The 24010-nt window shown below is 63.7% G+C and carries 17 protein-coding genes and 1 pseudogene; 8 read left to right on the top strand and 10 right to left on the bottom strand.

The annotated features are described in order from the left end of the window. Window positions 1-23 precede the first annotated feature (23 nt). The 3 genes from P9A16_RS16995 to P9A16_RS17005 all read left to right on the top strand — a co-directional run bounded on the left by P9A16_RS16995 (window position 24) and on the right by P9A16_RS17005 (window position 5419). Window positions 24-2753 (top strand): DNA translocase FtsK, encoded by a 2730-nt coding sequence (locus P9A16_RS16995; RefSeq protein WP_023517107.1) that lies wholly within the window; start codon window positions 24-26, stop codon window positions 2751-2753. A gap of 245 nt (window positions 2754-2998) precedes the next feature. After that, a complete protein-coding gene (gene fba / locus P9A16_RS17000) occupies window positions 2999-4042 on the top strand; it encodes a class II fructose-bisphosphate aldolase (protein WP_023514805.1) in 1044 nt (347 codons plus the stop codon). A 228-nt stretch (window positions 4043-4270) separates the two neighbouring features. Further along, the gene (locus P9A16_RS17005; RefSeq protein WP_023514806.1) at window positions 4271-5419 is read left to right on the top strand and encodes an alpha-hydroxy acid oxidase; all 1149 of its coding nucleotides are present in this window, start codon (window positions 4271-4273) and stop codon (window positions 5417-5419) included. 7 nt (window positions 5420-5426) lie between these two features. Here P9A16_RS17005 and P9A16_RS17010 read toward each other — a convergent pair whose 3' ends face one another. The 4 genes from P9A16_RS17010 to P9A16_RS17025 form a co-directional block, all read right to left on the bottom strand. After that, a complete protein-coding gene (locus P9A16_RS17010) occupies window positions 5427-6461 on the bottom strand; it encodes a histone deacetylase family protein (protein ID WP_023514807.1) in 1035 nt (344 codons plus the stop codon). A 2-nt stretch (window positions 6462-6463) separates the two neighbouring features. After that, complete coding sequence (locus P9A16_RS17015) at window positions 6464-7852, bottom strand: glutamine synthetase family protein (protein ID WP_278025771.1); 1389 nt, start codon at window positions 7850-7852, stop codon at window positions 6464-6466. After that, on the bottom strand, window positions 7849-9222 hold the full coding sequence (locus P9A16_RS17020) for a transaminase (protein ID WP_024271635.1): 1374 nt from the start codon (window positions 9220-9222) through the stop codon (window positions 7849-7851). Before P9A16_RS17020 ends, P9A16_RS17015 begins: the two co-directional genes overlap by 4 nt. Window positions 9223-9361: 139 nt before the next feature. Then, a complete protein-coding gene (locus tag P9A16_RS17025; RefSeq protein ID WP_023512488.1) occupies window positions 9362-10411 on the bottom strand; it encodes a helix-turn-helix domain-containing protein in 1050 nt (349 codons plus the stop codon). Between the two features lie 275 nt (window positions 10412-10686). Here P9A16_RS17025 and P9A16_RS17030 point away from each other — a divergent pair, with 275 nt between their 5' ends. After that, the gene (locus tag P9A16_RS17030; protein ID WP_023512487.1) at window positions 10687-11601 is read left to right on the top strand and encodes a hypothetical protein; all 915 of its coding nucleotides are present in this window, start codon (window positions 10687-10689) and stop codon (window positions 11599-11601) included. 98 nt (window positions 11602-11699) lie between these two features. Here P9A16_RS17030 and P9A16_RS17035 read toward each other — a convergent pair whose 3' ends face one another. The 5 genes from P9A16_RS17035 to P9A16_RS17055 form a co-directional block, all read right to left on the bottom strand. Beyond that, window positions 11700-13649 carry a heparinase II/III family protein gene (locus P9A16_RS17035; protein WP_023512486.1) on the bottom strand — a complete coding sequence of 650 codons (1950 nt, stop codon included), beginning with the start codon at window positions 13647-13649 and terminating at the stop codon, window positions 11700-11702. Between the two features lie 117 nt (window positions 13650-13766). Continuing rightward, entirely contained in the window at window positions 13767-15017 is a 1251-nt protein-coding gene (locus tag P9A16_RS17040) for a glycosyltransferase family 4 protein (RefSeq protein WP_023512485.1), read from the bottom strand. Window positions 15018-15028: 11 nt separating this feature from the next. Next, window positions 15029-16297, bottom strand: coding sequence for a nucleotide sugar dehydrogenase (locus P9A16_RS17045; RefSeq protein WP_023512484.1), 1269 nt, complete (start codon window positions 16295-16297; stop codon window positions 15029-15031). Between the two features lie 273 nt (window positions 16298-16570). Further along, entirely contained in the window at window positions 16571-16978 is a 408-nt protein-coding gene (locus P9A16_RS17050; protein WP_023512483.1) for a DUF3307 domain-containing protein, read from the bottom strand. 134 nt (window positions 16979-17112) lie between these two features. Beyond that, window positions 17113-18354 carry an AGE family epimerase/isomerase gene (locus tag P9A16_RS17055; RefSeq protein ID WP_023512482.1) on the bottom strand — a complete coding sequence of 414 codons (1242 nt, stop codon included), beginning with the start codon at window positions 18352-18354 and terminating at the stop codon, window positions 17113-17115. Between the two features lie 450 nt (window positions 18355-18804). On the opposite strand from P9A16_RS17055, the gene P9A16_RS17060 reads away from it, so the two are divergent. The 4 genes from P9A16_RS17060 to P9A16_RS17075 all read left to right on the top strand — a co-directional run bounded on the left by P9A16_RS17060 (window position 18805) and on the right by P9A16_RS17075 (window position 23831). Continuing rightward, on the top strand, window positions 18805-18966 hold the full coding sequence (locus tag P9A16_RS17060) for a hypothetical protein (RefSeq protein WP_023512481.1): 162 nt from the start codon (window positions 18805-18807) through the stop codon (window positions 18964-18966). A 413-nt stretch (window positions 18967-19379) separates the two neighbouring features. Next, the gene (locus tag P9A16_RS17065) at window positions 19380-20495 is read left to right on the top strand and encodes a glycosyltransferase family 4 protein (RefSeq protein WP_023512480.1); all 1116 of its coding nucleotides are present in this window, start codon (window positions 19380-19382) and stop codon (window positions 20493-20495) included. After that, the gene (locus P9A16_RS17070) at window positions 20492-21910 is read left to right on the top strand and encodes a phenylacetate--CoA ligase family protein (protein ID WP_023512479.1); all 1419 of its coding nucleotides are present in this window, start codon (window positions 20492-20494) and stop codon (window positions 21908-21910) included. The genes P9A16_RS17065 and P9A16_RS17070 overlap by 4 nt, the downstream gene beginning before the upstream one ends. A 235-nt stretch (window positions 21911-22145) precedes the next feature. After that, the gene (locus P9A16_RS17075) at window positions 22146-23831 is read left to right on the top strand and encodes an alpha/beta fold hydrolase (protein WP_023512478.1); all 1686 of its coding nucleotides are present in this window, start codon (window positions 22146-22148) and stop codon (window positions 23829-23831) included. On the opposite strand, the pseudogene P9A16_RS17080 reads toward P9A16_RS17075, so the two are convergent. Next, window positions 23815-24010: pseudogene (locus tag P9A16_RS17080) on the bottom strand (hypothetical protein); the annotation flags it as partial. The gene P9A16_RS17075 and the pseudogene P9A16_RS17080 overlap by 17 nt on opposite strands.

Raw genomic sequence — 24010 nt, forward strand, 5'->3', positions numbered from 1 at the left:
ATGATCGTCGAGTTTGCAGGTTCATGCGTATTTCCAGAACAAACTTCTACCCTGTCCTTGAAACCGAAGAGGGAGTCGGCGAACAAGCGCCGTATTATTCCCACGAAAACAACGTCTTGCCGGAAGTCGTTCCGGAAGTCGAGGATTGGCATGCGGCCGATGAGCCGGTTGCCAATGACGAGGACTATCGCCCGCGCTTCCGCTCGCCGGCGCTGAGGAGCTACGATCCGGGCCAATATGCCGACGGAAGCTGGGAAAGCCATTTCTACATGGCGCCGAACGTCCGCTTCACCCGCACCCCCGACAAGGTCGCTTCCAAGATCGAGGAGGCGGTTGCGAAAGAGGTGCACCAAGTCGAGCCGGTGGTCGAGCAGGTTGTCCAGCCGGCGGCTCAGCCTGCCGAGATGCTGCAGCTTTCCCAGGCGGAGCTGCTGCAGCGCCTTCGCGAGGCGCTGGAAGACCGTCGCCGCCGGTCCGAGGCGCAGCAGGCCGAAGCGGCCGCGGCGACTATCGTTGCCGAACCGGCGCCGCCGCTGGTTCAGGCCGTGGTCGCTGCCGGCACGACGGGAACGCCCGCTGATGCCGCTGTCGTGTTCAAGCCGGCCGTTCCGCTGCCCGCACCTCTTGCCGCAAGGGCGGTCGCGCCCGCCATGCCGGTAGCTTCCATTGCCAGACCGGCCACCTCCATTCCAAAAACTGCCGAGAAGACCGACGTGCGTACTGCAATCAGCCGCTTTGCCAACCTGTCCGACCATGCCTTCTGGGAAACGCTTGTACCGGACGAAGATGCGGTCGAGCGGCCGGCAAGGCCCGCCGTCACCGTCGTGCGCATGCCTTTGCCCGTTCCTGCACCGGCCGCCTTGACCGTGCCGCAGCCTGTTGCGGTTCCCGAGATGCGTCAGGAAGTGCCTTCCATTACCTCGCTCTTCCGCGTCGTCGAATGCCGCCCGCCCGTTGCCCGGACAACGGTTGCCGACGCTGTGCCTGTTGCCGAAGTGAAGGCCGAGCCCGTCGCGGTCGTTGCCCCTCCGGTCATCGAAGCGATGGCCGAGATCGTGCCGGCTGTCGTCGAGGTCCAGCCTGTTCCGGTTGCCGCCACGCCGGTTGCTGTTGTCGAGCCTGTGCGCGAAACCCCGTCCTCGGTGCTCTCGCGCTCCCGGCCGTTCCAGGTCATGATGGCGACACCGGCAGGCGATGCCTACGAATACCCGCCGCGCGAACTCCTGCAGGAGCCTCCGGGCACCGTCGGCTACGTGCTCACCCAGGAACAGCTGGAGCAGAATGCCGGCCTCCTCGAAAGCGTGCTGGAAGATTTTGGCGTGCGCGGGGAGATCATCCACGTTCGTCCCGGCCCGGTCGTCACGCTCTATGAGTTCGAGCCGGCGCCCGGCGTCAAATCCTCCCGCGTCATCGGCCTTGCCGACGATATCGCCCGCTCCATGTCGGCGCTGTCGGCCCGTGTCGCGGTCGTGCCCGGCCGCAACGTCATCGGCATCGAACTGCCGAACGCCACCCGTGAGACCGTCTATTTCCGCGAGATGATCGAGAGCCAGGATTTCGCAAAGACCGGCTTCAAGCTGCCGATCTGCCTCGGCAAGACGATCGGCGGCGAGCCCGTCATCGCGGAACTCGCCAAGATGCCGCACCTGCTCGTCGCCGGCACCACCGGCTCGGGCAAGTCCGTCGCCATCAACACGATGATCCTCTCGCTGCTCTATCGCTTCCGTCCGGAAGAGTGCCGCCTGATCATGGTCGATCCGAAGATGCTGGAACTGTCGATCTATGACGGTATCCCGCACCTCCTGACCCCTGTCGTCACCGATCCCAAGAAGGCCGTCATGGCGCTGAAATGGGCGGTGCGCGAGATGGAGGACCGCTACAAGAAGATGTCGCGTCTCGGCGTGCGCAACATCGACGGCTACAACAACCGTGTGGCCGCCGCGCGCGACAAGGGCGAGACCATTTCGATCAGCGTCCAGACCGGCTTCGACAAGGGCACCGGCGAGGCGATCCACGAGGAGCAGGAACTCGCCCTCGATCCGATGCCCTACATCGTCGTCATCGTCGACGAGATGGCTGACCTGATGATGGTCGCCGGCAAGGAAATTGAAGGCGCGATCCAGCGGCTCGCCCAGATGGCCCGCGCTGCCGGCATTCACCTGATCATGGCGACGCAGCGCCCCTCGGTCGATGTCATTACCGGCACGATCAAGGCGAACTTCCCGACGCGCATCTCCTTCCAGGTGACGTCGAAGATCGACAGCCGTACCATCCTCGGCGAGCAAGGCGCCGAACAGCTGCTTGGCCAGGGCGACATGCTGCATATGGCCGGCGGCGGGCGCATTTCCCGTGTGCATGGTCCTTTCGTCTCCGACGAGGAAGTCGAAAAGGTCGTGCTGCACCTGAAGGCTCAGGGTCGCCCGGAATATCTGGAGACCGTGACCGCCGAGGAAGAGGAAGAAGAGGACGAGAAGCCGGCGGCCGGCGGCGCAGTGTTCGACAAGGGCGATATTGCGGCCGAAGACGGCGACGACCTCTACGAGAAGGCCGTCAAGGTCGTCATGCGCGACCGCAAGTGCTCGACCTCCTATATCCAGCGCCGCCTTGCCGTCGGCTACAACCGCGCTGCGTCCCTCGTCGAGCGCATGGAGAAGGAAGGCCTCGTCGGCCCTGCCAACCATGTCGGCAAGCGCGAGATCATCTCCGGCGAGCGCGGCAGCTTCCAGGCTCCGGAAGCCGACGAGACGGAATAGGTCTTTCGCCCGGCCGTTGAGAGACGGCCTGGCATTTGTCCTATTTATTTTAACTGGAATGGATTTTTGGCATCCGGTCCGCTCGCGCGGGCCGGATTTTTACCGTGTCCACCGGAAATTTATTTCCGCCGCACCATTTAATCGATTTGGCTTTGACCGGGGTCTTTGAGGGCTGTTGCATATGGCGGAGCGATCTGTGAATAGTGCCGCCAACCCGATGAAACTGCATCCGAAGGAGGACAGGAATGGCATTGATCACCATGCGGCAATTGCTCGATCACGCAGCGGAGAATAACTACGCACTGCCCGCATTCAACGTCAACAACCTGGAATATATCCAGGCGGTCATGCGCGCGGCAGATGCGACGGATTCTCCGGTGATCCTGCAGGCAAGCCGCGGTGCGCGCGCTTATGCAGGCGATGCTTTCCTGCGTCATCTCATCCTCGGCGCGGCGGAAGAATATCCGCATATTCCGGTCTGCCTTCACCTTGACCATGGCGACCAGCCTTCCACCTGCATCTCGGCCATCACCAACGGTTTCACCTCCGTCATGATGGATGGCTCGCTGCTCGCCGACGGCAAGACCGTCGCCAGCTACGAATACAATGTCGATGTCACCGCGGAAGTGGTGAAGATCGCGCATGCGGCCGGCGTGTCGGTCGAAGGTGAGCTTGGCTGTCTCGGTAACCTGGAAACGGGCGCCGGCGACAAGGAAGATGGCCATGGCTTCGAGGGCAAGCTTTCCCGCGAGGAGCTGCTGACCGACCCGGATCAGGCGCTCGATTTCGTCTCCAAAACCGGCGTCGATGCGCTTGCCGTCGCCATCGGCACCAGCCACGGCGCCTACAAGTTCACCCGCGCGCCAGACGGCGACATCTTGTCGATCGACACGATCGCCAAGATCAACAAGAAGTTGCCGAACACGCATCTCGTCATGCACGGCTCGTCCTCGGTCCCGCAGGAGCTGCAGGATCTCTTCACCACCTATGGCGGCGAAATGAAGCAGACCTGGGGCGTACCGGTCGCAGAAATCCAGAAGGCGATCCCGCTCGGCGTGCGCAAGGTCAACATCGACACGGACCTTCGCCTGGCCATGACCGGCACGATCCGCAAGAACTTCAAGGAAAAGCCGGACAATTTCGACCCGCGCACCTACCTGAAGCCGGCGACTGCGCTGATGACGGAAGTCTGCAAGGAGCGTTTCGAGGCCTTCCGCACCGCGGGCAAGGCGTCCAGCATTCGCGTGAAGCGCCTGCCCGACATGGCGAAGTTCTACGCCACCAAGTAAGGCTTTCGCCCTCCCGGTTCGCCGGGAGGGCGGTTTTCTCGCGGCAGCGGCGGTCAGCCGTCAAATGTACATTGACAGCGTCGCGTCATCATTCTTTATTCGTGAATATCTCATTTATATGAGGGCGTATGTTTCCCGCCGAAACCGGCAGGAAGGCGTTGCAGGCCTGCGCGCGCCTTCGTAAAAGAGTGCGATCCCGAAAAGCCGGATGATGCGAGGACAGACAGCATGAGCGTAGACCAGGCCCTGACGATCGCGGACCTCAAGGACCGGGCGCGCCGCCGCGTGCCGAAGATGTTCTTCGAATATGCGGATTCCGGTGCCTGGACCGAGGGGACCTACCGGGCCAACGAGGACGACTTCCACAAGATCAAGCTGCGCCAGCGCGTGCTTGTCGACATGACGAACCGCTCGCTGGAAAGCGAGATGATCGGCGAGAAGGTGTCGATGCCTGTTGCGCTCGCGCCGACCGGCTTTACCGGCATGCAGCATGCCGATGGCGAAATGCTCGCCGCACAGGCGGCTGAGGAGTTCGGTGTGCCGTTCACGCTGTCGACGATGAGCATCTGCTCGATCGAAGATGTGCGCTCCGTGACGTCGAAGCCCTTCTGGTTCCAGCTCTACGTGATGCAGGACAAGGAGTTCGTCCACAACCTCATCGACCGCGCCAAGGCCGCCGGCTGCTCGGCGCTTGTGCTGACGCTCGACCTGCAGATCCTGGGCCAGCGCCACAAGGACCTGCGCAACGGCCTTTCCGCCCCGCCGCGCTTCACGCCGAAACATCTCTGGCAGATGGCGACGCGGCCCTTCTGGTGCCTCGATATGCTCGGCACCAAACGCCGCACCTTCGGCAATATCGTCGGCCACGCCAAGGGGGTGGAGGATCTTTCCTCGCTCTCCTCCTGGACCTCGGAACAGTTCGATCCGCAGCTCTCCTGGAAGGATATCGAGTGGATCCGCGATCGCTGGGGCGGCAAGCTCATCCTCAAGGGCATTCTCGACGAGGAAGATGCGCGCATGTCGCTTGATAGCGGCGCCGATGCCATCATCGTCTCCAACCACGGCGGCCGCCAGCTTGACGGCGCCGCGTCCTCTATCAGCATGCTGCCGCGCATCGTCGATGCCGTCGGCGACAAGATGGAGGTCCATATCGACGGCGGTATCCGCTCCGGCCAGGACGTGCTGAAATCCCTCTGCTACGGTGCCAAGGGCACCTATATCGGCCGCCCCTTCCTCTACGGCCTCGGCGCTGGCGGCAAGCCGGGTGTTCGCCGCGCCCTCGAGATCATCCGCAAGGAACTCGACATCACCATGGCGCTCTGCGGCGAGCGGGACGTTAAGAACCTGTCACGCAAGAACCTGCACCAGGATCTTTAAGCGAGCGTCAGGTGCCCTGGAATCCCTGCAGGACGTTCACGGCGTTGACGCCGAGGGCGTCCACTGCATAGCCGCCTTCCATGACGAAGAGGGTGGGGAGAGCGAAGTCGGCGATGCGGCGGCCGATGGTGAGGAAATGCTCGCTCTCCAGCTTGAACTGCGAGATCGGGTCTTCCTTGAACGTATCGACGCCGAGCGAGATGACGAGAGCGGTCGGGGCGTAGGCGGAGATCTTTGCATGTGCATCCTCGAAGGCGGCCTGCCATTCCGGCCAATCGGTGCCCGCGGGTAGCGGATAGTTGAGGTTGTGGCCCTCGCCGCTGCCTGCACCACGTTCGCGGGCATAACCGAGATGGAAGGGGAACTCGAAATCCGGGTCGCCGTGCAGGCTTGCGAGCAGCACGTCGTCACGGTCGTAGAAGATCTCCTGCGTGCCATTGCCGTGGTGGTAGTCGATGTCGAAGATCGCGACGCGGGCGTGACCGTTGTCGAGGAAACGCTGGGCGGCGATGGCGGCATTGTTGAGATAGCAGTAGCCGCCGAAGAAGTCGCGGCCGGCATGATGGCCCGGCGGGCGGCAGAGCGCGAAGGCGGCGCGCTCGCCGGACAGCACCGCATCGGCGCCGGCGAGCGCCGTGTCGGCGGCGCGTTTGGCGGCCTGCCAGGTCGTCTCGGTGATCGAGCCTGCCATATCGAAGGAATAGTAGGAGAGGCGGGCATCGAGGCCGGCGGGCGGGGCGTCGAGCATCGGCATGGAGCGATGGCGCCAGCTATAGGGCCAGACCTCGCCGTCGCGGCCGGCGGCGCGCCATTCGGCAAAGACGTTTTGCAGGAAGTCGAGATAGGCGGGCGTATGGATACGCTCGATGGCCGCCCGATCATAGACGACGGGTTCGATCACCGGCCCGAGGCCGACGTCCTTGACGCGTCTAAGGACGATTTCGGCCCGCTCCGGCATCTCGAAGGTCTCGACGATGCGCCCGAAGGAAAGCTCCATGCCGCTGTGATGCAGGTGATGGTCGGCGGTGTAGAAGGTTTTCATGATCAGACGACTTCACCATAAAGCGTGCGTTCGAGCGCGGTGACTTCCGCAGCAAAGCGGCGGTATTCCGCGTGCTTGAGGGCGAGAAGGACGTGGTGCAACCGCTCGCCGAGGGCTTCTTTCAGGAAGGTGGAGCGGGCGGCCGTCTCGATGGCGCTGCGCCAGTCCGGCGGCAATTCGTCGCCGGCATTGTCGGCATAGGCGGTGGTCTCGGGGCCGGGATCGGCCTGGTCGAGCATGCCCTTGCGCATGCCGGCAAGCACGGTCGCGCCGACGAGATAGGGGTTGGAGTCGATGCCGGCGGCGCGTTGCTCCAGATGGCGGCCGGTGGGTGAACCGGCCGGGATACGGACCGCCACGCTGCGGTTGTTCGTACCCCAGGTCGGTGTCGTCGGCGCGTAGCTCTGGGCGGAGAAGCGCCGCCAGGAATTGAAGTGCGGTGCGAAGACGAGCATGGATTCATGCATCGTTTCGAGCAGGCCGGCGACTGCGTGTTTCAGGAGGGGCGAAAGGGCGTCGCCCGCGTCGGCGAAGCGGTTTCTCCCCTCAGCGTCGGCGAGGCTCGCATGCACATGCATGCCGGAGCCGGCACGCCCGGCGAAGGGTTTTGCCATGAAGCAGGCCATCATGCCGTGCCTTACCGCAAGGCCGCGTAGCAGACGCTTCAGCATGGTTAGATCGTCGGCGGCCCGCAGAGCGGCACCATGGCGCAGCGTCAGCTCGAACTGGCCCTGGGCGTATTCCGAGATCATCGTCTCGACGGGCAGGCCTTGCGCCTCCGCGCCGCGATAGACGGCATGGATGAAGGGCTCCAGCCGGTCCAATTCGGTGACGCCATAGACCTGGATACCATCGGGCCGTTCGCCGGAAAGCGGCAGGCGGAGCGGCTGGAAGTTCCCATCGACCGTGCGTTCGCGGTCGAGCAGATAGAATTCCAGCTCATAGGCAAGCACCGGGTGGAAGCCGTCGGCCTCAAGAAGCTTCACTTGCCGCGCCAGCGAATGGCGCGGGTCGGCCGCCATCGGTGTGCCGTCGAGCTCGAAAAGCGCAAGACGCAGCTCACCGCGCGGCGGCGAGGTCCAGGGCAGGGGAACCAGCGAGCCGGCGATGGGCCAGGCGCGGCGGTCGGCATCGCCATCCGACCAGACAAGCCCGGTTTCCTCCACATCCTCGCCTGTCACGTCGAGGCCGAGGATCGAGCCGGGCAGGTGCCGGCCGGAGCGGAAGATCGGCAACAGCTCGTGCCGCCGGATAATCTTTCCGCGGGCGATACCGTTGAGGTCGATCAGAACGAGGTCGAAGGCGGTGATCTCGGGATGGGCGGCGAGAAAGGCCTCGGCCTCCGCGATATCTGCGGCTTCCGGCGGGCGGCTGGAAAGGTCGCGGCTCACGCGGCGGCCCTCCGTTCGGCAAGGCGGCCGGTGACGGTCGCGAATGCTTCCACGAGGCCGCCGGCCTGCTGTTCGGAAAGGGCGGGGCTGACGAGCACCATATTGTGGAAGGGCGTCAGGAGATAACCGAGGTTGAGCATGGAAAGGTGCAAGGCTGCCTCGATGGTGTCGGATGCGGCCGCCCGCGCCTCCGCGGCGTTGCGCACGGCGACGGGCGAGAAGACGACTTCAAGTCGTGCGCCGACGCGCGAGACCGTCCAGTCGAGACCGGCGGTGGCGATGGCCGCCTTGAAGCCGGCTTCGATCCGGTCGGCGCGCGCCTGCATGATGCGATAGGCCTCTTCGGTCATGACATGTTCGAGGCAGGCGCGCAGGCAGGCAAGCTGCAGGGCGCTGCCCGAAAGGGTCGTGCCGATGCCGGAATGGCCGTGGCCGCTCTGCTCGCGGCGGATGACGTGCAGCTTGTCGGAAATCGCCTGGGTCATGCCCCAGACGCTGACCGGCACTCCGCCGCCGATCGGCTTGCCCATCACCATGAGGTCGGGCTCGAGGCCGTGTACCTTGCTGTAGCCGCCGAGACCGGTGGAGATGGTGTGCGTCTCGTCGATGAGCAGCAGCGTGCCGGCGTCGCGTGTCAGGCGCCGCAGTGCGGCATGGAAGCCGGGAGCTGGCGGGATCATGCCGCAGTTCGTCATCACGGGTTCTGCGAGCACGCAGGCGATGTCGTTTCCTGCGAGCGCCCGTTCCAGCGCCGCCTCGTCGTTGAAGGGGATGGAAACAGTGAGTTCGCCGAGATCGCGCACCTGCCCGAGCAGGTTGCGGCGGGAAATGGTCTTGCCGTCGACAAGGTCCACCAGCGTGTCGTCCACCGCGCCATGGTAGCAGCCGTCGAAGACGAGGAGCTTTGCCCGACTGGTGACGGCGCGGGCGACGCGGATGGCGAAGCGGTTGGCATCGCTGGCTGTGGCGCCGAGCTGCCAGCGCGGCAGGCCGAAACGCTCCACCAACAGGCGGCCGACCGCAGCGGCATCGGACGAAGGCAGCATGGTGGTGAGACCGCGCGTGCCGGCGTTCTTCAGGGCTTCGAGAACGGGGGCGGGGCCATGGCCGAACATGGCGCCGGTATCGCCGAGGCAGACGTCGACAATGCGGTTGCCATCGAGATCGACGAGTTCGGCGCCGCTGGCCTCATCGACGACGAGGGGAAAGGGCGTCGGCCAGTCGAGCATCCAGTGCTGCGGCACACCGTCGAAGAAGCCCGAGGTTGCCTCATCATGCGCCGCCGCCGACCGGGGCCGCCGCGCGCGAAAAACCTCTGCTTCTGCCTCGATGAGCGCGCGGGCGCGCGCCTCCAGGTTCGCCCTCTCCATCCCGTTCTCCAGCAAGTCCTCAAAAAATGTGATCACATATTGGTTGATGTGATTTCAAGTGTCAAACGGCAAGATGACGGAGATCGGAAGGTTCCACGTATTTGAGGTGCCGGACCGCTGCGCATCTTCAACAAACCGGTCAGAGGGCGCTGACGATGCGCAGCCAGTCATGTACCGAGGCGGTAGCCTGCTTTTCGGCGGAACCGAGGGCGAGCGGCCCGCGATCGCCCATCTCGCGCACCTCGCTGGGACTCATGCTGAACTGGTGACGGAAGGCGCGCGAAAAGGCGGACATGTCGGAAAAGCCGCAGGCATAGGCGATCTCGCCGACCGTGCGCTTGCGTTCGTCCGCCAGCATGTCGAAGGCCGCGCGCAGGCGGCGGGTGCGGATATGATCGGTAACGCCGCCGATCGGCTCGAACAGCCGGTAGAGCGATGCGCGCGACAGGCCGAACATCTTGCACAGATGTTCCGGCCCGAGATCCGGCAGGGCGAGGTGGTGCTCGATATACCGCCGGATTTCCATGATGACGGCGCCACGCACCGTGGGGGAGGGCAGGCTCCGCTCGGCAATCTGTGGCCCGACGAGAGTGGTGACGAGATTGGCCGTGGCGGTGACGATGGCTGGCGCCTCGGTCGGCGTGATATCCGTGAGGTCGGCGAACAGGGCGCGCAGGTGGCTGCCGATCAGCCGTGCGGTGCTGGTCGAGCGCTTCAGGAGGAGGCCATGCAGGGCCTCGTTCTGTCCCTCCTTGCCGAAAAGCAGGTGGCGCGGCAGCGCGAGAGTGAGGTTGCGGCAGTGCTGGGTCTCGGACTGCATGGGGCGCGACAGGTCGAAAAGCGATATGTCGCCCGCCTCCACCAGCATCGTTTCGCCATTGACCGTGCGCAGGTCGCTGCCGTCGAGCGTCACCTGTACGAAGATGAGGTCGAGCCCGCTGCGGGCGATGCGGTTGGGATCGCGCGAGAAACGATAGGTCGTGCCGAGCATTTCGGCCGCGAAGAACAGGGCAGGCCCCATGAAATAGGTGGCAAGGCTGGCGCGGAAATCACCAAGCTGCTCCGGCGTCGCCATGGTCGTGCGGAAGATGGGATCGAGCGTTTCGGCAAAGAGCTGGCTTTCCCGGCGGCAATCCGCGCCGGCTTCGGCAAGGACGGAGTTGGAAGGCAGCTTTGCGGCGGGACTCATTCTCTCTCACGACGGTTCGATGATGGGTGGTCTTGCCTATCAAGAGGCAGGGACGGGCGAAGGTTCCCGGAAATTCGCCGTCGTACCGGTTTCGCCGGCTTGGCACGGTGTCTCATTCTTTTGGCCCCCCGTCTCATAATGCCGATTGGGCTTAGTAATACAATTGACAGTTTCACCGGGCTGCAACCCCATGGAAAATAAAGGGTCCATTTCGGGCCCGCGATGTCGCGACAATCAGAACAAAAGGGCGCATCGCTCCGGATTGGGGTATAGGTATGGATCAGGTTTCCTTTGCCGACAGTGCGCTGGTTTTCCAGGTGCCGCCGTTCGAATTCTTGAATGCGCCCGGTTTTGCGGCCGCACGGGACCGGCTCGTTGCCGGCAAGCTCGCGCTCTATGAGGGCAATCATCTCTTCAACCGGCTCATCCTGGAAGAGGGGCGCTTTCTTTGTTACCTCGCCGCGCTCTCGCTGCATGCAGGACAGGACATGACGCAATCGTCCACCTGGCTGACGCTCGGGCGGCTCCAGCGTGAGGTCACAGAGCTTGGTGTGGCGAGCCGCAACCGGGTCGAGGCCCAGGTTTCCTGTCTGCGCAAATACGGTTTTCTCGCGCAGCAGCCCCACGCATCGGACCGACGCGTGCGCCTGCTTGTGCCGAGCGCGGCGCTGCTCGCCCGCGATGCCGGCATTCTCGGGCTGCTTGTCTCCGGCCTGTCGGATCTCGGGCTCTCGCCGACGGAGGGGCGCAACGGGCCGCTTTCGCCGGAACTGCACCGCGCCATGCGCCGGGCGACCCTGCCGCATCTGCCGGGCCTCAGCCGGATCATCCGCCGCCACCTGCCGCTTGCCCCCTTCTTTGCCCATGATTGCGGCTACATGATCCTGCTGCTTCTGCTGCGGGACGGGCGCGACGGCGGCGACGGCCTCGTTACCTCCGGCTACCAGAGGCTCGCCACGCAGACGGGCGTATCGCGCACCCATGTCCGCCGGATCGTCGAGGCGGCGCGTGACGCCGGCCTCCTGACCACCACCGCGCGCGGCGGCCACGACATCCGCCTGACGCCGGCCATGTGGCATGCGGCAGATCGCTGGTTCGCGGACAAGTTCGCCCTTACGGATCTTCTGCTGCGCGAGGCGGTGCAGGGGCGGACCGGGAAAAGCGACAGCCAGGACACCACCTCGCCGTAACGCAGACAATCGGAACGGCCATCCGGACGCGTCCGCGGTTTTCCGCTTCGCTCACCTATGCCGGTTGGCAGCCGCTTGCGGCTCCCTCTCCGTGTGCATCACCCGCGGCCGTCCACAACGAGATCGACCTTCGTCACAAGGCCTTCCGGCGGGAGCTTTCCTTTCCAGGCGATTCTTGGGGCAGGCACCTTGATTCCGAAATGGGGCGAGTACCAGCCGCCATCGCCGGGAGCACCCCCGCTGGCGCATTCCACCTGCCCGGCCTGCGAAAAGGACAGTGTCGCGAGTCGCTGCGCCTTATGAAAGATGCGGATCGCGCCGGCCTCGATCTCTGCGCGGCAGTCGGGTGCCAGCTGGAAAACGACCTCCGCCGACTGATCGGGGTTGCCGACCAGCGTGTCGTGGATCGAAAAGCCGGAAGGATCGGAAGACACCGTTCTGCGGTGGATGCACCCGAAGTGCTTCTCGTATCCGTCATGGGAGGCGACGATGCGCCAGTCTTTCCCGTCCGCCACGCTGTCGAGCCGGCTTGAGGCCTTGTGCGACCAGTTGAACGCGCCCGACATGATGCTCTGGTCGGTATCGCCAAGCGTCAGCGTGTTGTGGGCGCGCGTGCTGCGGAACCAGTCGCGCCAGGGGCCGCCGGAGTGATAGAGATAGGTGCCGGCATCGACGAACAGGGGGATGCCGTCAATGGTGGCGATCACGGAAAGTGCATCCGCATGGCCATGGGCCGCGATGGAGAGATAGCCGAGGGGCGCATGATCCATGACGATATGCACGTCGCGGTCGTTTTGCCGCTTTCTGACGATCGTGTAGCCGCCGTCCGCAAAGGTCATCAGGCCGGAGGGTGGCGGCGTACCGGTGGCGGGCGACCGCAGCAGGGCGTCGCGCAGTTCGTTTTCCTTCGGCCGCGGCCCCGCGGACGGCGTGCCGAGATAACCGGAAATGGCGGCGGAGACCGAGGCCGCATAGGCCGCTTCATGCCGGGACAAAGTGAGGACGCGTCCCTCGTCATCGTCGCAGATGCCGGGAACCTTGCCCTCGGCATCGGAAAGCCAGGCGATGAAGGTCGAAAAGACGTGAAGCCGTGCGTCGACCCCGGCCGGGAGGGGACGGCCCGCCGCGCGCGCGGCAAAGCAGCAGAGAAGCAGGAACTCGGCGGTGAAGGCGCCGTAGGTCGGCGACTGTTCGGCCCCCACGCCGTCGGCGAGGATCTGCTTGTTCGCCTCTTGCGCAAGGATCTTCCGCCCCTTGGCTTCGAGCCCGGCTGACAGGGGAAGGTCCGGCATGGCGAGCGAGATCAGGAACTCGCCGGCCACCTCGGCGACGAGGTGATTGTTGGCCGAGGAGAAACGTGACGGATAGCGAGCCATCCAGACCTGATGCGCGTGGAGGATGGTCCGGATCTTTTCGACCGTTCCGGTCGAGAGCCGGTCGCCGCAGAGGCTGGTGACGACGAGCAGGCTGATGGCGCGAAGCCCGAGCTCGATGCCGCTGTTCCAGCACAGACCGCGAAATGGCGGATTGGCCGCATACCAGCTTTCAAGCGCCGCCTCGATGGTCGCGATCGCTGCAGGATTGCCGGTCAGTGCCGCGTCGGCAGCCAACGGCTGCAGAAACTGCAGCCTGTTGTATTCCCAGACATATTTGATGTCGCCCAGCGTGCGCTCGTGGCGATAGGGAATGTCGAAGCAATAGGCCTCGCTCCCTGGCCAGAGGCCACCGGTGACGGGGTCGAGCCGCCAGGCCTCCGCCGGAAACGGGTTTTGCGGGTCGCGCAGCGGCCAGTCGGCTCCGAGTGCGCTGTAGTGCCCGGAAAGCACGGTGCTGCTTGCAGCCAGTATCTCCGCCTTCATGTCGTCGGATGCGGCAGCGACATTGGCCGCCAGTCCCGGCAACACCGGTGAAGGACCGGGGGTGCGATAACGCTCCCAGCCCTCGATACGGCCGCGCGCGGCCAGCTTCTTGCCCTTCTCGACAAAGCGATGGGCGATTTCGGCAGGCCCCATGGCGCGCAGCCGGTTCATGTACCAGGTGAGGGACATCGCTAGCTCCCGCAGGTGCCGGTGGCCGAAGCCGGTTCAAAGAGGAATGAGAGTGCAGGAGGCAGGACCGTCTCCGACGAGGCTATCGGGAGCCCCGTCGTCGGTGCGGTACGGCCGCTACGGCCGCACATTCTTGTAGGCTGCGATCAGCTTCGGGATCTCGTAGCTCCAGGCCATCTGCGTTTCGACACGGTGGCGGCCGAAGGCACCCATCTCCGCGCGAAGCGCAGGATCGGCCAGAAGTTCGGCGAGCTTGTCGGCGAAATCGATCGGGTCGTTGGGCTTGGCATAGAGCGAGGCTTCACGGGCGCTGAAGCGGCCTTCCGTGACGTCGAACTGGACGATCGGCTTGCCGACGGCCATGTATTCGAGGATCTTGTTCATCGTCGACTTGTCGTTCATCGGGTTTACCCGATCAGGATTGACGCAGACATCCGCGGTCGACAGCACTTCGAAGAGGGTCTGGTCGGGCGCCCGCCCGGTAAAGGTGACGTAGTCCTTCAGCCCCATTTTTTCCGAGAGCGCCTGCAGGGCCGCGAGGCTGGGGCCGCCGCCGACGAGCGTGAACTGGATGTCCTGTCGGCCGCGTTCGAAAACCAGGTGGCGGGCAGCCTCGAGCAGGAGGTCGATGCCCTCCTGATCCCCCATGACGCCGACATAACCGATGAGGAATTCGCGGCCATTCTTCAGGTCCAGGTTGGGGGCGACGGCCTTCACGCGGCTGAGATCCGGCCCGCTGCGGACGACAAAGATGTCCTCGGGCTTCTTTCCGCCGCGCTCCAGCGCGATCTTCTTGTAGCTTTCGTTCGTGGAGATCACGGTATCGGCCGTCTTGAAGGTCAGCCATTCGAAAGCGCACATCAGACGCCAGAAGAAACCACGCTTGTTGAACTTGGCTTCATAGAGTTCCGGGTTGATGTCGTGATGATCGAAGATGTAGCGCTTGCCCAGCAGCTTGAACTGCCAGGCGATGAGAAAGATGAGGTCCGGCGGGTTGCAGCCGTGCAGCGTGTCGAAGCCGTGACGGAACAGGATCTTCCACGACAGCAACGTCTCCCAGGTAAGCGCCGCGCCATATTCCAGCAGATAACCGAGCGCTCCGCCGGCATCGAGCGGCAGGGGATGACGGTAAATGTGGATGCCGTCGAGCTGCTCGTAGCGCGCGGTATAGCCCTTGCCCGTCGGGCAGATGATCGCCACCTGCGCACCCGCGGCATGGAGGGTGCGCGCCTCCTGCCAGACACGCCGGTCGAAGGGGACGGGCAGGTTCTCGACGATGATGAGGATCTTGCGACCCTTCAGGGCGCCGGCGATCTCGGCATTGCCCGAGATGCTGGCCGTTTCGCTCGCTGAGAGAGTTGTGTCCATCGCGGCGGGCCTCACGAAAGCGCGTTCAGATTGATGATGTCATCATATTTGCCGATGTCGAGCTTGCGATAGGTGTCGTTGGCAATGATGACGCGGTCATAGGCCGTGCCTTCCGCGACCTCCTTCGACACAAGCAACTGCGCGAGTGTCGGGATCTGGGTATAGGCATAGCCGAGGTTGGCGCCGACGAGCTTGTTCGCATCGATCGCCGGATCGAAGACGGAGAGTTTGTAGCCTTCGCGCAGAAGACCGCGGGCGAGATCGATGTTCGGGCTCTCACGCAGGTCGTCGGTGTGCGCCTTGAAGGCGAGGCCGACAAGGAGGATGGCGGCACCCGGCTTGAGGCCACGGGTCGAATGCTCGAAAAGGCGGTATTTGTGCGCTTCGTTCGAGCGCAGCAGGGAATCGACCAGGTGTGTATGCGCGCCGCAATCGGCAGCGATGAACTGCATGGCACGCACGTCCTTGGGCAGGCACGAGCCGCCGAAGGCGCCGCCCGGGCGCATGTAGTAGGGGGAGATGTTGAGCTTGGTGTCGGAGACGAAAATCTCGTGTACTTTCTTGGCGCTGAGTCCCAGCTGCATGCAGATGCGGCCGACCTCGTTGGCATAGGCCACTTTCAGGGCATGCCACGTATTGTCGACGAATTTGGTGATCTCGGATTCGCCCAGGTGAACATAGAAGGTCGGCGCCTTCAGGTTCTTGTTCAGGAGATCCATGCGGGCGCTCGGCTTGCCGTCGACGGTGCCGATGACGATCTTCGGCGGGTCGAAATAGTCCTGTACGGCGGAGGATTCACGCAGGAATTCCGGATTGTAGACGAGTTCGACGCTGCGCTCGAAGGCGCTGCCGAGTTCCGAGGCAAGGATCGGCGCGATCAGGCCTTCGACGGTGCCCGGACGTATGGTCGAGCGATAGACGACGGTCAGCGGTGAGGTCCGGTTCTTTCCGATTGCGGCCGCGATCTGGCGGGTCACCTCGGCGATATAGGTCATGTTGTGCGCGCCGTCGGGTGCGCTCGGCGTGCCGACACAGACGATGGCGATGTCGCAGTCCTCGAGATGGTGCTTGATCTCCGTGTGCGCGGAGATACGGCCGGCCTTCAAGCCCTCCGTCAAAAGTTCGTCGACGCCCGGTTCCGTGATCGGCGAGACGCCGCGGTTGATCTGGTTGACCTTCTTTTCGCTGATATCGAAGCCGATGACCTCATGGCCCTCTTTTGCAATGCAGCACATGGCAGTGAAACCCACATAGCCGAGGCCGAAAATCGCGACTTTCATTCAACAGTCCCCAATTCGTAGTCTAGAAAAACCGGCGCCGTTTCCGGCGTTGCAACATACCCTACGGCAACATCCTAACTATTTCCTGCGTACGCACGCCGCCGTTATCGCAGTCACCTGTAGCAGCCATTCGTTTCGTATTGGTTTGAGTTGCTCTCACAAATTGCTTTTACTGGCGCTTTTTTCTGCGCCTGCCCAAATCGGCACAATGCATCGTTTCGCCCGCTCGCGTTGGATACGGCAGGGCGAGCTGATCGCGCGGTTGCTGAAAGCCTAGCTGGTGGACGCTGCGGCGGCGAGAAGGATCGCCAGGACGATATGCGTCAGGTGGTGCAGTGTCTGGTCCATGCCGAAAAGCCACCAGAAACCGGTCTGCTGCGGCGTGAGCTTCGCGCGCCGGGCGGCGTGGCTCTTCAGGCGGTCGATCGTGCCATGGACGAGGGCATCGACAAGGCCGAGCCAGGCGAGCGCCGGTGAAACGACGAGAAAGAGCAGGGCGGTGATGGTGCCATGTACGCCGGCATGTATGGCGAGCGGAAGCACCCAGTCCTTGCAACGCTCCTTGCCCATCACCATCCATTTCGTCTGGAAGATGAAATCGCCCAGCAGGTGCTTTGCGAGAAACGCCACCAGGGCAATGGCGATCCATGCGGTGGAGATCTGGTCCGGTATGTCGATCATTCCGCTCCTGTCTGCCGGCCCTTGCAGCCGGCAGGCCCTAGATTTGTTTTCACGGCTCTTCGAAGGGCGAAAGACTGTCGCGGCCTGCCCCGCATTTGCCGGTGCAGGCCGCTGCAAGCCGTCGCCGGGATGACCTAGCGGCCACCTGCCTCGATGATACCCTTCGTCAGGCTGCCTGTCGCCGGGTAGAGCGGGATCAGGCAGGCCTGGAGCGCATGATAGATGTCTCCCTTGCCGGCGAACAGGGTGTAGCTCGGCACGAGATCTTCCGTCAGTTCTTCATGCCAGCCGCCGCGCTCCTGATCAAGGAAGTGTCGCGCGATGGTGTCCCAGATCGTGCGATACCAGGTCTCGTGGAAATCGCTCGGCATATGCTCTGCAAGGAACGCCGCCGCGCCGGCGCCTTCGGCCATCGGCCACCAGAGCTTGTTGCGCTTGGCCGGTTCGTCGTTCCAGTCGAGCGTGTAGAAAAAGCCGCCCTTTTCCTTGTCCCAGCCGAGTGCGATCGACTGGGCGAAGAGCGCTTGGGCCGCTTCGGGCATCCAGGCGTGTTTCTTGCCGCCGAGCACGTAGAGTTGCAGGATGAGGCGCGCCCATTCCAGCCAGTGACCGGGCGTGGTGCCGGAGGGGCGGAACATCTCGTTGCCACGATAGTCCTTGTCCAGCACCCAGTTCTCGTCGAAGTGCTCGGCCACGCGGAAGCCGTTTTCGCCCGCACGGCGGCGGATGATCAGATCGGCGATGCGCTCTGCCTTGTCCAGATAGCCCGTCTCGCCGGTCGCCTCGAAGGCGGCCATCAGGGCTTCCGTCAGGTGCATGTTGGAATTCTGGCCACGATAGCCGGGGATCGTGGTCCAGTCCGCCTCGTACTCTTCGGTGATCGCGCCGTGCTTGTCTTCCCAGAAGCGCTTTTCCAGAACGTCGGTCACGTCGGCGATCATGCGGTCGGCGTCCGGGTGTCCGGCAACCTTGGCGCTGGAGGCGGCAAGCAGCACGAAGGCGTGGCCATATCCCTGCTTGCTGGCATCGAGCAGGCCGGCATTGTCGAGCGACCAGTGGTAGCCGCCGCGCTCGTGGTCGCGGTGCTTTTCCCAAAGGTATTTCATGCCGTGGTCGACAATGGCATCGGAGCCGGGGCGGCCGAGCAGGCTGCCGATGGAAAAGCAATGTACCATGCGGGCCGTGGAGTGAATGCCGCGAACGGGATTGCCGGGGTTGAGCGGGCGGCCCTCGGCATCAAGTTCATGAAACCCGCCGAGCGGGTTGAAAGCCCTGTTCTGGAAGAAATCGAAGAGACGGTTCGCTTCGCGCCAAAGCCATTGGCGATGATACTCGCGCTTGCTCCAAGCCGTGCCGAGATGTCCCGTTGCACCCATGATGCGTTCTCCTTTTTTATCGGTCCGCATTGTTGTTTACCGTGTCGGTGCCGTCGGGAGCGCGGGGGAAAACGACCGTGGCGTGGCGTTCACGCACGGCCCACAATGCTCGCAATGACGGTTGGCCTCCGGACAGGTGGGAGGGGAGTTATGGCCCAGAACGGACCGGGTCGCAACCCGCTCTGCCCGTGCTTCACTCGCCCGGCAACGTGCCGCTCGATGGGATCCGTCAGCGGCGACATGCGGCGAAATGCGTGCAAGGACCGCCGATTGGCCGGCCCCGTGGGGAATTATGAACGGCGAATTTATCAGTGTGGCGAAATTGAGAAAAAATACCCTACCAATCTTATAGGGATAATATATAAATTACTCCCAGAGAGCGGGCGGGCATTCGTGCTCGCCTTGGAGAAGACCGGGAATCCGGCCTCCGCAAGCAAGGGATGTTGGCGAATGAGAAATGCGAAACTCGGCGGCCGTTCCACCTATGGAGCCCTCACCGCCGTGAGCGACCGCAGGACGCGCCGTGCCGAGCGGCAGTTTCTTGTCAACAACATCGCCGTGGCCGGTGCTTTCCTGTTCGTCGGCGCAGTGGTTTTCGGCCTCGTCGGCTGATTTCCGATTTTCCTGTCGCAAAGCAGGGGAGAACTTGGGGGTGGCCCCGCTCCCTGTTTTCTACGTATCCGGTCCTCTTCGCATGGGATGAGGCCGTCGAACCATTCGGCCTGTGAGGGCGGCAGCCCCTCCCGGCATTTTGGATACGATATGGCCGACGCCGGATCTTCGCTGCACGCAGCGATCGAAGCCGGTTTTGATGCGCATGGTCGATCCCCCGCACCTTCTTCCATCCTGACAGTTCTCACCGCCTGAAGCCCTTTGGCGTATCCGATGGAGGACCAATGACGGCCGAGCTTCATTGAGCAGGCGATTGTGGAGTCGCGCTCTGCGTGCGCTTTAACGAAATCCTAGTGGCGAAATGTTAACAGCAACCATGACTTCGTCCGGACGTATGAAATGGGGAGAAAGACATGCTTCAGCGCGCCCATGATGGCCGCGTCATCCATGTCCTGGTGGCGACACCGGCTGGGACTACGGGGCAGGGCGGCATCGACAGGGTGATGGCTTCGCTGAAGCGCGAACTCGAGCAGCACACCCGGAGCGATGTACGGGTGCGTTTTCTTGCCAGCCGGGGCAGCGGCCATGTCGCCTTCTCTGCTTTGCATGCCCTGAATTTCTGCGTGAGAATGCTCGCTGCCCGTTTTCGCGGCAAAGTCGATGTCGTGCACATCAACCTCGCCAGCCACGGCAGTACCTATCGCAAGCTTGTCATTTCCCGCTGGGCGGAGATGCTCGGCATCCCCTACGTGCTCCATCTTCACGGCGGCGGATATGCGAGTTTCTGGTCTGGGGCGAGTGCGTCGCTCAGCCGAAGGATCGGCACGATGTTCCGGCAGGCCAGCGGCGTCGTGGTGCTCGGGAAAATCTGGCGGGACTTCGTCCTCAGCAAGGTCCGCGAGGCGGAAGAGCGCGTGATCGTGGTGCCGAACGCCACGGAAATTCCCACGCTCCCGCATATCGGGGGCGGCGATACGGTCCATATTCTTTTTCTGGGCAGAATCGAGAAGGACAAGGGAACGCCGGAGCTGTGCGAAGCCCTCGGCCTGATGGCAGACATGCCGGGCTGGCGCGCGACCATTGCCGGTTCCGGCGATGTGGAGACGTTGCGCCACCGGCTGGGCCAGCTCGGCCTTTCCGCACGCGTGGCCGTTCCAGGTTGGCAGGGGCCGGACGATGTTGCACGGCTGCTTGCCGAGGCGGATATCCTGACGCTTCCCTCCTTCGTCGAAAATCAACCGATCTCGATCATCGAGGGCATGGCGGCGGGCCTTGCGGTCGTCGCAACGCCGGTGGGTGCCGTCGAGGATATCGTCAGCGACGGCGAGACCGGATTTCTCGTTCCCCCCGGCGACGTCGCGGCGCTCAAGGACGCGCTTGCGCGGCTGGTCGCAGAACCGGACCTGCGTCGGCGGATGGGGGAGGCAGGCAGAGAGCAGCACCGGGCGCGGCTGGACATGGCGCCCTTTGCCGATGCGCTATGCGCCATCTGGCGGGCCGCGGCCACAAGTCGGATGGAGAAACGATGAAACCCCTGGATGTTCTGCGCGGCCTGTACGTCCGAAGCCCACGCTTCGTGCGCAACGCCGCAAAGCCCCTCGTCGCCCTCGTGCCGACCAGCATGAAATTCGGCAAAACCTATGCTAGGGAACGCGCGCGGATCGCAAGGGCCGCAAGCGACCCGCACTTTGCACATGAGCAGCATTTGTCCGCGCTGCGCGCATTGCTTGCCAAGGCGCACCAAGGCAGCGCGTTCTATCGCGACCGTCTCGACGAGGCCCTGGGGCCGGCGTTCGATATGTCGACGTTTACGCTGGCGGACCTGCGGCGGTTGCCGATCCTCGACAAGGACCAGCTCCGGGCAGCCGGGGAAGCTGCGCTCGCCGTACCGCGGTGGCAGCTCGACAGCGTCGAAACCAGCGGCTCCAATCGCGCTGCTCCTCTTTCCTTCTTCCTCGACAAGGACAGAAGCCCGAGGGAGATGGCGTTCGTTTATGACGCCTGGTCGCGCGTCGGGTTTACCGAGCGGGATGCGCGGGCGAGCTTGCGCGGCTTTCACCTGGGGGACGGTGGTTCCGGCATTCATGAGTGGGATCCCGCCCTGCGGGAATTGAAGCTGGCAGTCTTCCCGATGACAGCGCAGGACGTAGCAGCCTATCTCGACGAGATCGACCGGCGGCAGATCCGTTTCCTCTATGGATATCCGTCCGCCATCGAACTCCTGTGCCGCCGCATGCAGCAGATCGAGCGGAGGCCCCGGCTTGCGATCAAGGGCATATTGCCGATCTCCGAGCCGCTCTATGATCACCAGCGCAGCCTGATCCGTCGCGTCCTTGGCGATGTGGCGTTTGGCGTTTTCTACGGCCTCAGTGAAAAGGTCGCGTTTGCCGCCGAAGTGCCGGGCAGCGATGGGCTTTACGAGTTCAATCCACTCTACGGCGTTGCGGAACTTGTCGACGAAAACGGCACTCTCGTTACGGAGCCGGGGCGCGAAGGGCGTGTCGTCGGGACCGGCTTCCTGTCCACCGGCATGCCGTTCATCCGCTATGACACCGGGGATTTCGGCACGCTTGTCGAAGCGCCAACGCCGGGCAATGGAGAGCGGTTGCGGATCCGCGGCCTTGCGCCCCGCCGCAAGCCGGGCTTCCTGATTTCGTTCGACGGTCACAGGGTGGTGGCGCTGGACCTGACGCCGGAAGATCCCGCCTTCTTCAAGGGGATTGCCGAATACCAGTTCTATCAGGATACGCCCGGCGACGTCGTCATCCGCTATATCCTCGATCAGAATGGATCGGCCTCGGATGTCGAGCGGTTGTCCGCATTTCTTGCCGAAAAATGCAGGGGAAGCCTGGCTTTCCGGCAGGAGGCCGTTTCTCAGATCGTGGCGGGAAGAGGAGGCAAACGGGCGTTCATCGACCAGCGGCTGGATATAACGCAATATTGAAGGGGACGAGTCGGCAGCGGGTATCGTGGGGATACATTTTCCGACGGTGACGGATGCCCCGGCACCAACGCTTAAGGCGAAGGGAACGAGAATTGAAGCTTGGTGAAGACCAGCATAGACACGCGTCGATAAGGCATGCGAGCCCCCGTCATTCCCTGTCGAGCAGGCAAAAAATGGGCTGCGAGCCTTCAAGCCCTGTTTTTGCTCCGGATGCCCGCGTGGTTGGAGCTGCGGCGTGAGACCGATTGTTTTCGACCAGACGATCGGTTGGCTTCATCCTGCCGCAGGCAAGCGCGGCGTCGTGATCGCCGGTGCGCTCGGTTTTGAGGACCTTTGCAGCCGGCGCTTTCTGACGCTGCTCGCGGGACAGCTGGCGGCTGCTGGATTCCCGGTCCTGCAGTTCGACTATCCCGGTTGCGGCGATGCGGCCGGTGATCACACGCAACCCGGGCGCCTGGCCTCCTGGATCGGAAGCATCAACACCGCGATAGACCGGTTGAAATCCGAGACATCGGTGACGGATGTTCTGGTCGTCGGCTTTCGGCTTGGCGCGCTCCTCGCCCCCATCGCGGTCGCCGGCAGAAGCGATGTCGCCGGCATGGCACTGCTTGCGCCTCCCGCATCGGGGAAGAGCTATGTTCGTGAACTGGTCGGCCTTTCGCGGATCGTGGATGCGGCTTTGCGCGCGGGTGCGTCGGCCTCTGACTTCGACGGTGTCGAGGCGTCCGGGTTCCGGACGAGTGCAGAGACGATCGCGGATCTGCGTGGTGTTGCCTGGGGCGAGGATCTGGCCGTTCGACCGGGCCTGGACCTGCTGCTGATGTCGCCCCAGACGGCCCCGGCGCACGAGGACCTGGCAGGGCGCGTGGTCGCAAGCGGAGGCAAGACGCTGATCAAGCCGTTCGATGGTTTCGAGCGCATGATGAGCCGGCCCATTCACGACGTGCCCGAATTGCCGCTTTCCGTCGTGGTGGAATGGGCAGGCAGCCGCGGAAATCTCTCGGACGGAGAAGAGGTTCGGCTTGTTTCGGAGCCAGCGGTCCTGGAAGGAGATGGATACCGGGAGCTTCCGCAATTTCTCGGCCCGGCGCCGGATATCTGTGGCGTCCTCTGCGTGCCGGAGACGCTTCCGAATGACGCGAAGGTCGTCCTCATTCTCAATGCCGGCGCAATACCCCATATCGGCGCGGCGCGCGGTGCGGTCGACATGGCCCGGTCTCTGGCGCTTCAGGGGATTGCCTCGATGCGTGTCGACCTGCCGGGGCTCGGCCAGAGCGGCGCTCCCACGGAAAAAAGAATCCCGCTCTACGACGAACGCACCCGCATCGACGTGATGCGCATCGTCGATTGGCTCGATCGGTACGGTTTCCGGCGCATTTGTGCCATCGGCATCTGCGCAGGCGCCTTTCAGGCGTTCCATGCCGCGCGGCACGATCCGCGTATCGCCAATCTCGTGATGGTCAACCCGCTCTGCTTTTCGTGGAACAGTTCGTACGCCCTGGACATGGAGCTGTCGAACATTCGCGACAATGCCCGCGGCCTGCAATCGGTGGATGGCGATCAGGACGAGCAGGCAGAGGGGAAGGGCGACGCGAAGACCATGGCGCTCAAAGTCGCAAAGCGTGCGCTGCGATCCGCCATGGAGCTGTTCAAGTCCGCCCTCCTGATATCCAGGACCCTGACCGGCAGGTCGGTCGAAGGCTGGATGCGGGATCTGACACGGCGCGGAACGCGCGTGCTCGTCGTCAGTTGCGAGGGCGACCTCAGCCTTCACGAGATTGCGCGGCATTTCGGGCCGGACGGCCGGCGGTTGAAGCAGATGAACGGCACGGCAACCGCGCTCATCCCTGCGGCGAACCATACGCTTACGCCGCTTCCTGCCCGCCAGCAGCTCACCGAGCTTGTCAGGCAGTTCCTGTAGCGGTGCGGGCGACCCCCAAACCTTCATTCCCTGGATTATTTTTGTCGTTTTTGATTTCGCGCCAGATGCCCTTTGCGATTGCGATTGTCAGGCCGATGGCGGAGCCGGTTATTGCGCCGATGACGAGGAGGACGGCGAGGCTTGGGGGCCAGGATCGGTTCTGGGGCGGCAGGGCGGTT

The organism is Shinella sp. 838 (assembly GCF_029623935.1).
In the GTDB taxonomy this organism is placed as follows: domain Bacteria; phylum Pseudomonadota; class Alphaproteobacteria; order Rhizobiales; family Rhizobiaceae; genus Shinella.